The sequence below is a fragment of the Novosphingobium sp. 11B genome, assembly GCF_054589055.1.
This window is the reverse complement of the sequence record NZ_BAAILP010000291.1, coordinates 719-7,953: the sequence shown is the minus strand read 5'-3', so window position 1 is coordinate 7,953 and position 7,235 is coordinate 719. Positions and strand designations below refer to the sequence as shown.

The window sequence follows — 7,235 nt, the reverse complement described above, 5'->3', positions numbered from 1 at the left end:
GCTTCGACAAGCTCAGCCTGAGCGGAATTGGGAAACTTGCACTACCTCCGCTCACCCTGAGCTTGTCGAAGCCCCATGCGCATTACACCCCCGGCACGCCGGATCCTTGGCGATCCTGAGCGGCCGCATCGACGGTGCCAGCCCGTCGATCAGATGCAGGGTCCCGAACTGCGGCTCGCCCAGCGCCGTGTGTCCCGCCAGCAGCACCCGCATCGCGTGCATCGACGCGAACGTGCCGACCATGCCGACCATCGCCCCGAGCACGCCGTCGGCGGCGCAGGTATCACAGTCCACCGCGTCGAAGGCATCGCCCACGAAACAACGGTAGCAGGCGTGCCCCGGCAAATGACCTGCGAAGTTCGCGACCTGCCCCTGGAACCGCCCGATCGCCGCCGTCGTCAACGGAATGCCCAGTTTTACGCAAGTATCTGACACGAGGAGCCGAGTCGCGAAGTTGTCACAGCCGTCCAGTACGAGGTCCGCGCCGGAAAGGACGTCACGCGTGTTGTCATCCCCCAGCCGCGCAACGACGGGATCGACCTTCAGGCCAAGATCAAAACGCCGCACCCATTCGGCCGCCGCTTCCGCCTTGGGCCTGCCGATATCCGATGGCGTATAAATCGTCTGGCGCTGCAAGTTGCTGACGTCGACCACGTCATCATCGACCAGCGTGAGACGGCCTATGCCGGCTGCGGCGAGATACTGCAGGACAGGACTGCCAATCCCGCCGCAGCCGACCAGCACCACATGCGCCTCGCTCAGCGCGACCTGTCCGGCCCCGCCGACTTCGGGCAGGACGATATGCCGCGCGAAACGGCCGAGACGATCGGCGGTGAGTGTCATTTCGCCTGTTCGTCTCCGGGCGCTTCAGGCACGGCCGCTTCCACAAGCCGCTCCTTCACGAACCCGTGCATGCCGAACCACCACTGCACCGCGATGACGCCGCCCTTGGCGGGCTGGAGCATGCCGATCATCATCGTGATGGCCAGCGGCACCAGGATCGCGAACATCGCCATTGGCCCCAGGTCGTAGTCCACCGAAAGCGCTATGATCAGCGGCGCCATCAGGTGGCCGGTGACGATCATCGAGATGTATGCCGGAAAGTCGTCCGCACGCTGCGGCGTCAGGTCCATGGTGCAGACCGGGCAACGCTCGCGCGGCTTGAGCCACTTGTAAAACAGGCTGCCCTCGCCGCAACGCGGGCAACGGCTGCGAAGGCCGCGAAGCAGGGCCTGCGAGAACGTGGCGGGAATCATGTCCAAGCGCCTACATCATACGGGCAGGACGGTGAAGCAGATTGCGCTGGCGGCAAAAGGGTCAGGGCCTGAGCACCTGGACGCGGTTGCGCCCGCCATGCTTCGCCGCATAGAGCGCCGCGTCCGCATGCTTCGTGGCATCTTCCAGCAGCGCGAAGTCCCGCACCGACGCCAGCCCGCAGGAGAACGTCACGGCGCGGTCCTCGACGCCCAGATTGGTATCGAGCGCGACCGTCGCCCGCAGCCTCTCCATGACGAGGCGCGCCTCGTCGAGCGTGGTGTCGGGCAGGAGCACGGCGAATTCCTCACCGCCCCAGCGCGCGGCGACATCGCTGCGGCGCACGTGGTCCTCGATGCGGCGGGCCAGCGCCTTGAGCACGAGGTCGCCGACATCGTGGCCGCACTCGTCGTTGATGCGCTTGAAATGATCGATGTCGATCAGCGCCAGCACTGCATTGGAGCGCCCGCGCAGTACCTGCTTGGCCGAATCAAGGAACCCGCGGCGGTTGCGGATGCCGGTCAGCGGATCACGCTCGGCCGCATCGACAAGGCGCTCGATGCGCGCCGCCGTCTCATGTGCAGCCGTGGTCACGCCGGTCAGCAGGCGGCCGACGAGATCGTCGGCGCCTTGCGGGATCAGCGGGATCCGCTCGCCCATCTGGATCGACTGGAGCATCGCGGTCGCCTGCCCGATCGGCGCAAGCAGCGCATGGATCGCCGCCAGGCCGAGGCCCGTGCCCACGAGAGTCGCGACGAGCAGGGTGATAAGTGTATCGAGTTGCCAGTGCCCGGTAATCGCCTGAAGCACGATGCAGGCGATCAGCGGCACATGGACGGCACCGAAACATACGAAGAGAATCCGCCGCTCATAACTGCGGGGGAACAGGAAAGTCGTGGCCTGGTAGAAGCGCATGGGGGGAATGCCTCTTCCGCTGGATTTGAGAATGGGTCGCGATTGCGGCGGCGTCTCGTTTGCGGGGTGAACGTTATGCAAACGTTAAATTTCTTGATGAAACGGTCGGTTAACCCTGATCAGCGCTCAAGCGAAAAGGGCCGGAGGCAGCGCCCCGACCCTTGTGGATAACTCAGTGCGAAACGGGTTCATATCCCGGCATGACACCGGGATGAGCCTCAGCTTTCCAGCTGGCGCAGCAGCGAGCGTACGTCGCCGTCCATGTCGGCATCGCGCGTGCGCAGTTCTTCGATCAGGCGCACGGCGTGAATCACCGTCGAGTGATCGCGGCCACCGAACTTGCGGCCGATCTCCGGATAAGAGCGCGGAGTCAGTACCTTGGCGAGGTACATCGCCACCTGACGCGGGCGCACCACGGCGCGCGCGCGGCGCTTGCTGCTCATCTCGGTGCGGTCGATGCGGTAGAACTGGCAGACCGTGCGCTGGATCTCGTCGATGGTGATCCGGCGGCGGTTGGCCGAGAGAATGTCCGTCAGCTGCTCTTCGGCGAGCTGGAGCGAAACCGCCTGCCCGGTCAGCTGCGCATAGGCGATCAGCTTGTTGAGGCCGCCGACCAGTTCACGGACGTTGCGGTTGATGGTGCGCGCCAGGAACTCAATGACGTCGGCAGGCACTTCGACCGAGGCGAAACGCCCGAGGCGATTCTCGAGGATCGAGCGGCGCAGTTCGATGTCGGCGGGCTGGATGTCGGCGACGAGGCCCATCGACAGGCGCGAGAGCAGGCGCGGCTCGACACCGTCGAGCGCCTGGGGCGCACGGTCGGCGGCGAAGACCAGGCGCTTGCCTTCCTGCAGCAGCGCATCGATCGTGTAGAGCAGTTCTTCCTGCGCCGATGCCTTGCCGATGATGAACTGGATGTCGTCGACCAGCAGCAGGTCGAAGCCGCGCAGGCGCGACTTGAATTCGATCATCTGGTTCTGGCGCAGCGCCTGCACGAACTCGACCATGAAACGCTCGGCCGAGCAGTAGAAGATTCGCGCGTGGGGGTGCGCTGCAAGATAGGCGTGACCGATCGCATGCAGCAGGTGCGTCTTGCCCTGACCCGTGGCGGCCTTGAGGTAGAGCGGCGAGAACTGCGGCTGCTCGGTAGCGGCCATGCGCTGCGCGGCGTTGCAGGCCAGCACGTTGGAGGTGCCGATGACGAAGCTGGTGAAGGTCTGCGAGGCATCGATGCCCGCCGGACCCTGGCCGAGCGAGGCGAACGATTCGCCTGCAAGCGCAACCGACAGCGGGTCCGCGACGCCGGCGGCCGAATCGTTGGCCGGGGCGCTGGCGGGACGGCCACCACCGCCACCCAGACGCAGTTCGGGCAGCTGGCGACGGCCGGGATGCACGAGGATGCGCACGTGACGCACGTCGGGCCGCGCGATCTTCCATGCCAGCGACAGGCGATCGGCAAAGCGGTCGTTGACCCAGTTCGCCGAGAACTCCGTCGGCAGGTACAGATCGAGCGTACCGGTTTCCTTGCACCAGTTGCCCGGCTGGATCGGCTTGATCCACTGGCTGTGCGCCTGATGCCCAAGATCCTTGCGCAGGCCCTGGCTGATGTCCGCCCAGTCCGCCGCCAGGTTTACGGCTTCCTGATCCTCTTCCATCGCCACTCGCACCGCCTTCGACTTCCTATTCAAGTTCGTACCTTCGACCATCGCGGTCACTGGGGGATTCACCGAGGGGTGTCCTGCTGATGTATTCGACATCGTTTCGAACCCCCTTGTTCGCGTGTGTTGGCGTGATCCCGCCGGTGACGCGAAACAGAGCGACCAGCGCATCCAAAGTAAAAACTTCCCCTCACCGCGAACGCTTGTCCGCGGCGGTTGTTCCACTGTGAATCGCTGTATCCCCGGCCCGTTCCGCAACGGCCGGGGACCCTTTTAGGAACCGGTTTGCAGCGCAGGCAATACGGCGATCCCCAAATAAAAAAAATTATGAAGGTTGACTCACGTGGGAGTGCCCAAAATCCGTAGCCAAACTGTAATACGCTTAAAAATCAGCGAGTTGCGCATTGCAGCACTCCGAATCGCAGTGTTTCCGGGGCTTTGCTTTGCTCCATGCTGCGATGCCGCAAAAACGAGAACGGAGCCGAGGTCAGGCGACCCCGGCTCCGTTCTTGTTTCGTCCTGAGACAGGTAGCTAGCAACCTATCCCAGTCGGCGAATCACCCTCTCGAATCGGAGAGGGTGGCTCGAATCAGAGAGCGGCGACGCGCTTCGTCAGACGCGACATCTTGCGCGCTGCGGTGTTCTTGTGGAGCACGCCGCGTGCAACGCCGCGAGCCAGCTCGGGCTGCGCTTCCTTGAGGGCGGCAACAGCCGCGTCCTTGTCGCCACCGGCCAGGGCGCCTTCGACCTTCTTCAGGAAGGTGCGGATGCGGCTCACGCGGTTGGTGTTGATCTCTGCACGGCGATCGTTGCGACGGATGCGCTTGCGAGCTTGCGGCGTATTGGCCATCGATATTCCTCTGTCTGGGCGGCCAACACGGTGAGCGGCCCCAATTGCCTAACGAATCTATTCGGCGAACGGACTCGCCGGAAAGCGCGCCCCTTACAGTTCGGGCGGGGTTCCGTCAAGCCGAGGCGGCGGCGCGAAACCGCCTATTTCTGGCGTTCGTGGCCTCAAGCGGCCACGCTCAGACGCCGCGCGGGCTCAGGCGCTACCGCTGGCAGCGGCGGCACCAGAAGGTGCTCCGCCCGCCCTGCACGAAACGCAGGACCGGTGCGCCGCAACCGCAAGGATCGCCCTCACGCCCATAGACCTGCCACGATGCCGCGAAGTAGCCGAGTTCGCCGTTCGGCTGCGCGTAGTCCTTGATGGTGGAGCCGCCCGCCGCGATCGATTCGCCCAGCACCTGCTTGATCGCGGGCACCAGCCGGGTCAGCGCGGGCAGGCTGACGCGCCCCGCCTCCTTGTCCGGCCGTACCCCGGCACGGAACAGCGCCTCGCACACGTAGATGTTGCCGAGCCCCGCCACGATGGTCTGGTCGAGCAGCATCTGCTTGATCGGCGCGATTCGCCCCGCGAAGGCCGCGCGCAGATGCGCCGGAGTCAGGCCGTCGCCCAGCGGCTCGGGCCCGAGCGAAGCGAACGCGCCCCAGGCGTCGAGCGTCGCGGTCGGAGCCAGATCGACCGAGCCGAACCGCCGCGCGTCGTTGAGCGCCAATACGTGACCGGAGCCCGTCTCCAGCACGAGGTGGTCGTGCTTGTCGGGCGTCTCCGGCTCGATCCGCCAGCGCCCGGACATGCCGAGGTGGAACACCATGGTCTGTTCGCGGTCGGTATGGATCAGCCCGTACTTGGCCCGCCGCCCCATACCGGTAACCCGCGCGCCGGTCAGTACCTGCACCAGATCGGGCGGGAACGGGCGGCGCAGGTCCGCGCGGTTCAGCGTGACGCGGGCGATTCGCTCACCGTCGAGGAAGCGCTCGAGGCCGCGCACGGTGGTTTCGACTTCGGGAAGTTCAGGCATCGGAGGGTAGATAGGGTGCTTGAGGCCGGACTCCAATCGTGAACGCGGCGCTTTGCCGATGGGGCTTCGACAAGCTCAGCCTGAGCGCGACTGGGAGTATAGCGCAAACTCGCTCACCCTGAGCTTGTCGAAGGGTCAGAGAATATGCCCCGTCCGATCCCGCTTGGTTTCGAGATAGCGCGCGTTGTGCGGGTTGGGCGGCAACTGGTGCGGCACCCGCTCCACTACCTCGACGCCGACGCCTTTCAGCGCCGCGACCTTGGCCGGGTTGTTGGTCATCAGCCGAATCGCCCGCACCCCCAGCAGGTCCAGCATCCGCGCCGCTACCGGGAAATCGCGCGCCTCGGTCGGCAGGCCGAGGCGGTTGTTGGCGTCCACCGTGTCGTAGCCCGCATCCTGCAGCGCATAGGCACGCAGCTTGTTGACGAGGCCGATGCCGCGCCCCTCCTGCCGCAAGTACAGCAGCACGCCCCAGCCCCCCTCTCCGGCCTCCGCCGACATCGCCCGCAGCGCCGCGTTCAGCTGCGGCCCGCAATCGCACTTGAGGCTGCCGAGGATGTCACCGGTCAGGCATTCGGAATGGAGGCGCACCAGCGGCGGCCGGTCGCCGTCCTGCGTACCGATGACGAGCGCGACGTGCTCACGCAAGTCGTCGAGCGCGCGGAAGGCGACGATCTCGGCATTCTCGGCCGCCTCGACGGGCAGCCGCGCGCGCGAGGCTATCGCGAGGTGCGCGGTGTCTTTCCACGCGGCGAGGTCGGCACTGGAAACGTCCTGCGCCTCGCCAACCTGATTCGGCGCGACGAGGAAGGCGGGCAGGATACCGGCAAGCCGCGCCAGTTCCATCGCGGTGCGCGCCGCATCGCCATCCTCGATATGCTCGGCCGCGAAGGGACCTTTCATCGGGTAGGCGAGGTCGAGCGCAGGATCGGCCACCGCGCGCGCGGTGTCGAGGTCGAAGGGCTCGGCGGCGCGAATCAGGACCGGCGCTTCGGGCACGGCGGCCTCGCGCTGGTTGGCGAGCTTCAGCGTCGCCGCGCGGGCGGCCGAAATCAGCATGCGCGGGGCGGTGACGCCGGGCGCGAAGGCCGTCTCGGCGGGAAGCAGCACCGCGCCGGCCACCCGCACCGGCCAGCCATGGCGCAGCGCGTCGAGCGCCAGCGCCACGCGGCGCGTCGAGGCGGCCTCCTCGCTCAGAGTTCGAACTCGGTGACGAGCGGGATGTGGTCGCTCGGCTGGTCCCAGCGGCGCGTTTCCTCGACGAAGTGGTGCCCGCGCGCCTGCGGGGCGAGGTCGGGCGAGGCCCACATGTGGTCGAGGCGGCGGCCCTGGTCCTTCTGGCGCCAGTAGCTGCGGTAGGACCACCAGGAATAGTTGCGTTCCGGCGCCGGGATGAAGCGGCGGCCGAGATCATCGAAGCCCGCCGCGTCCTGCAGGCGCTTGAGGGTCTCCACCTCCAGCGGCGTGTGGCTGACGACCTTGAGCAGCGCCTTGTGATCGTAGACGTCTGATTCGAGCGGGGCGATGTTGAAGTCGCCGACAA

General features: G+C 66.2%; 8 protein-coding genes. All 8 read right to left on the bottom strand.

The window, feature by feature from the left end; translation table 11 throughout:
* Window positions 1-51: 51 nt before the first annotated feature.
* Window positions 52-843, bottom strand: a complete 792-nt coding sequence (locus tag ACYPYD_RS25210; protein ID WP_459666232.1) for a HesA/MoeB/ThiF family protein — start codon at window positions 841-843, stop codon at window positions 52-54.
* Window positions 840-1,256: a DUF983 domain-containing protein gene (locus ACYPYD_RS25205; RefSeq protein WP_459666231.1), complete on the bottom strand. Its 417-nt coding sequence runs from the start codon at window positions 1,254-1,256 to the stop codon at window positions 840-842. Before ACYPYD_RS25205 ends, ACYPYD_RS25210 begins: the two co-directional genes overlap by 4 nt.
* A 61-nt stretch (window positions 1,257-1,317) precedes the next feature.
* Complete coding sequence (locus tag ACYPYD_RS25200) at window positions 1,318-2,169, bottom strand: GGDEF domain-containing protein (protein ID WP_459666226.1); 852 nt, start codon at window positions 2,167-2,169, stop codon at window positions 1,318-1,320.
* A 218-nt stretch (window positions 2,170-2,387) separates the two neighbouring features.
* Window positions 2,388-3,824, bottom strand: coding sequence for a chromosomal replication initiator protein DnaA (dnaA, locus tag ACYPYD_RS25195; protein WP_459666243.1), 1,437 nt, complete (start codon window positions 3,822-3,824; stop codon window positions 2,388-2,390).
* A 592-nt stretch (window positions 3,825-4,416) separates the two neighbouring features.
* Window positions 4,417-4,677: a 30S ribosomal protein S20 gene (gene rpsT / locus ACYPYD_RS25190; protein ID WP_008829123.1), complete on the bottom strand. Its 261-nt coding sequence runs from the start codon at window positions 4,675-4,677 to the stop codon at window positions 4,417-4,419.
* A 202-nt stretch (window positions 4,678-4,879) separates the two neighbouring features.
* The gene (gene mutM / locus ACYPYD_RS25185; protein WP_459666223.1) at window positions 4,880-5,692 is read right to left on the bottom strand and encodes a bifunctional DNA-formamidopyrimidine glycosylase/DNA-(apurinic or apyrimidinic site) lyase; all 813 of its coding nucleotides are present in this window, start codon (window positions 5,690-5,692) and stop codon (window positions 4,880-4,882) included.
* Between the two features lie 135 nt (window positions 5,693-5,827).
* Window positions 5,828-6,859, bottom strand: a complete 1,032-nt coding sequence (ribA, locus tag ACYPYD_RS25180) for a GTP cyclohydrolase II (RefSeq protein ID WP_459666221.1) — start codon at window positions 6,857-6,859, stop codon at window positions 5,828-5,830.
* 26 nt (window positions 6,860-6,885) lie between these two features.
* A partial coding sequence (locus ACYPYD_RS25175; protein ID WP_459666220.1) for an endonuclease/exonuclease/phosphatase family protein occupies window positions 6,886-7,235 on the bottom strand: 350 nt, incomplete at its 5' end.

Coding starts and splice junctions, on each gene's coding strand:
- ACYPYD_RS25210 (WP_459666232.1), bottom strand. CDS start 843: ATGACACTCACCGCCGATCGTCTCGGCCGTTTCGCGCGGCATATCGTC.
- ACYPYD_RS25205 (WP_459666231.1), bottom strand. CDS start 1,256: ATGATTCCCGCCACGTTCTCGCAGGCCCTGCTTCGCGGCCTTCGCAGC.
- ACYPYD_RS25200 (WP_459666226.1), bottom strand. CDS start 2,169: ATGCGCTTCTACCAGGCCACGACTTTCCTGTTCCCCCGCAGTTATGAG.
- dnaA (WP_459666243.1), bottom strand. CDS start 3,824: ATGGAAGAGGATCAGGAAGCCGTAAACCTGGCGGCGGACTGGGCGGAC.
- rpsT (WP_008829123.1), bottom strand. CDS start 4,677: ATGGCCAATACGCCGCAAGCTCGCAAGCGCATCCGTCGCAACGATCGC.
- mutM (WP_459666223.1), bottom strand. CDS start 5,692: ATGCCTGAACTTCCCGAAGTCGAAACCACCGTGCGCGGCCTCGAGCGC.